The organism is Salmonella sp. SG203 (assembly GCF_013350575.1).
Classification (GTDB): Bacteria; Pseudomonadota; Gammaproteobacteria; order Enterobacterales; family Enterobacteriaceae; genus Salmonella; species Salmonella enterica.
In genome coordinates, this window is the sequence record NZ_SNMT01000064.1 from 1 (window position 1) to 3,001 (window position 3,001).

The window sequence follows — 3,001 nt, forward strand, 5'->3', positions numbered from 1 at the left end:
AACCAGTACACCGGCGGGGGCAGCCAGAACCAGGTCTACGCCACCATCAGTATCCCGTGGGGCGACAGCCGTCAGGTGAGCTACAGCGTGCAGAAGGATAACCGGGGCGGCTTGCAGCAGACTGTGAATTACAGCGATTTCCATAACCCGGACACCACATGGAACATCAGCGCCGGCCATAACCGTTATGACACCGGCAGCAACAGCAGCTTCAGCGGTAGCGTGCAGAGCCGTCTGCCGTGGGGCCAGGCAGCAGCGGACGCCACCCTGCAGCCCGGGCAGTACCGCAGTCTGGGCCTGAGCTGGTACGGCTCGGTGACGGCCACCGCCCACGGCGCCGCTTTCAGCCAGTCGATGGCCGGGAATGAGCCCCGCATGATGATAGATACCGGAGACGTGGCCGGTGTACCGGTGAACGGCAACAGCGGGGTGACCAACCGCTTCGGGGTGGGCGTGGTGAGCGCCGGCAGCAGCTATCGGCGCAGCGATATTTCGGTTGATGTGGCCGCCCTGCCGGAGGACGTGGACGTCAGCAGCTCCGTCATCAGCCAGGTGCTGACGGAGGGCGCGGTGGGCTACCGGAAGATTGACGCCAGCCAGGGGGAGCAGGTGCTCGGTCATATCCGGCTGGCGGACGGCGCCAGCCCGCCGTTTGGCGCCATGGTGGTGTCCGGGACCACCGGCAGAACCGCGGGGATGGTCGGGGATGACGGCCTGGCTTACCTGACCGGTCTCAGTAAAGAAGACCGCCGGACCCTGAACGTGTCCTGGGATGGCCGGGTACAGTGCAGGCTCAGTCTGCCGGAAATACTGACTATTAGCCAGGGACCGCTGTTGCTGCCCTGTAAATAAGAACATCCCCTGTCACAGAACAGAATTAACGGAGACAACGCGTGAAAAAGAGCAGAACAGGCAGTGTGATTGCGTTCGCCCTGGCGGCAGCATGGAGCCAGTACAGCCCGGCGGCCGTCAACGTCGACCGGACCCGTATTATTATGGATGCGCCGCAGAAAACGGTGGCCATCACGCTGAATAACGATGACAAAACCACGCCGTTCCTGGCGCAGTCCTGGGTGACGGATGCTGACGGGGTGAGAACGGATGCGCTGATGGCGCTGCCACCGCTGCAGCGTATTGATGCCGGACAGAAATCCCAGGTCCGCATTACCCAGGTTCGCGGGCTGACAGATAAGCTCCCTCAGGACAGGGAAACGCTGTTCTGGTTTAACGTCCGCGGCGTTCCCCCGAAACCCGGAGAGGACAACGTCCTGCAGCTGGCCATGCAGAGCCAGCTGAAACTGTTTTACCGTCCGAAAGCCATTATCAGAAGCAGCAATGACCAGCCGGAAAGAAAGCTGACCGCTGAGCGGAATGCGGGACACCTGACCCTCAGAAACCCGACGCCGTACTACATCACTGTGGCGTGGCTGGGAGCAGACCGCAGCCACAGGCTCAGCGGTTTCCGCGAGGGCGTGATGGTGCCGCCCCTGGGGAGCCTGCCTTTAAAGGCTGTTCTGCCGGCAGAAACCCGGACGCTGTGGGTGGGGTATATTGATGATTACGGTGGACTGCAGATGAACCGCTACGCCTGCGATGCCCTGAACTGTGCGATTAAAGAGGGAGGCGCGAAATCATGACAGGACGATTATTCAATATGAAATCACTGATACTGTCAGGTGTGTTTCTTTTCTTTACTGTCTGTGATTCTGCGCGGGCAAACTTCGACTGGTCAAAATGTGATGCCAATGGAAATGTCAATATTCAGAATATAAATCTGAAGGGAGGACAATATTCCCCTGGGCAGGAACTGCAGAAGATTACCGTTCCCATCAGCTATACATGTGAGACAAAATGGAGCAGTATAGGTGGGTTTGTTTACTCCGCAGCTATGTATCTTTCCGATATGGGACAGATAGTAAATGCGCTAAAAGGTAGCGGTCTTGGGATGGATATCATTGCTCAGGAGGGGGGTAATACTCCTGTGACCTTTACATGGCAGGAGATACAGTCAGGTTTTGCCGGCTGGTCCAAGTCAAAAACATTCGGACAACGTATGGACCAGAGTAAAATATATAACCTGAGCGGAACGCTTACGTTACGTATATTTGTAGATGTTGTTTATAAGAATACTTTCTTGAACATAGGCATTCCTGCAAGCACGCTTCACATATTACCCTATAACCCAACTCAGCCCGGGACTGTTGTTTATCCGCCAACTGTTTCATACAAACCTTTAACCGTTTCTGCTTTTAATCTCCGGTTTATTCCTGATAATTCTGGCAGGGTTATTATTTCTCCCTCAGTCGTTAATCTGGGTCATTTTTATACGGAGTATAAAGATACTATGGTGGCCAGAGAGGCTCCCTTTACGGTAACAGCGCAACAGAATATCGGAACGCAGAGTCCCTTCGTCGCACCGCTGGCTATAGAGTTTAAGACTAACGATGTGACGTCTGCTGACTCTGACACCTCAGTTACATTGAAAAATACAAAAGGCGAAGCCAATGGATTCAGGCTGTCGGTTGTGGATGATTCCGGAAATCAGGTTCACTTTAATAAGCAAGCGGATATGGGGAGCATTAATCTGGATAACGCTTCCGGCGGGAAAATTATAAAAAATTACAAAGCAAAAGTTGAACCCATACCAGGAGCTGAGATTAAAACCGGGAATTTCTCGGCAGCAATGACTGTTGTGGTTACCTATAATTAAAATTTGACGACACACGTTATAGTTAGTGACGAGTTGTGGCTTATAAAATATAAATAATAAATTTGTTCATTCCTCTGGCATTCCTTTTAGATTATAAGCGGAGAGGTCTTTATGTGCCCTGATAATACACACGCAAAGAAGCAATTTATCTTCCCGGCTGACGATATACATTATCCCGGACAGACAAACCATGATGCCTGTTTTATCCCGGAGTGTGTTCGCCAGCACAACGGAGAACCTCTTTATATTCTTGTTGCGCACTGGTGTCTGCTGCAACAAAACTGGGTTCAG

4 protein-coding genes are annotated in these 3,001 nt (G+C 53.1%); all 4 read left to right on the top strand.

What is annotated here, in order from left to right:
- On the top strand, window positions 1-852 hold an 852-nt coding region (locus HV477_RS27700; RefSeq protein WP_175065725.1), incomplete at its 5' end, for a fimbria/pilus outer membrane usher protein.
- A 41-nt stretch (window positions 853-893) separates the two neighbouring features.
- Window positions 894-1,637 carry a fimbria/pilus periplasmic chaperone gene (locus tag HV477_RS27705; RefSeq protein WP_175065726.1) on the top strand — a complete coding sequence of 248 codons (744 nt, stop codon included), beginning with the start codon at window positions 894-896 and terminating at the stop codon, window positions 1,635-1,637.
- Window positions 1,634-2,710, top strand: a complete 1,077-nt coding sequence (locus HV477_RS27710) for a fimbrial protein (protein WP_175065727.1) — start codon at window positions 1,634-1,636, stop codon at window positions 2,708-2,710. Before HV477_RS27705 ends, HV477_RS27710 begins: the two co-directional genes overlap by 4 nt.
- A 111-nt stretch (window positions 2,711-2,821) precedes the next feature.
- Window positions 2,822-3,001: CaiF/GrlA family transcriptional regulator (locus HV477_RS27715; protein ID WP_175065728.1), on the top strand; the 180-nt coding region annotated here is incomplete at its 3' end.

Excerpts from the sequence above, each read along its gene's own strand:
- HV477_RS27710 (WP_175065727.1), top strand. The coding sequence starts at position 1,634 with ATGACAGGACGATTATTCAATATGAAATCACTGATACTGTCAGGTGTG.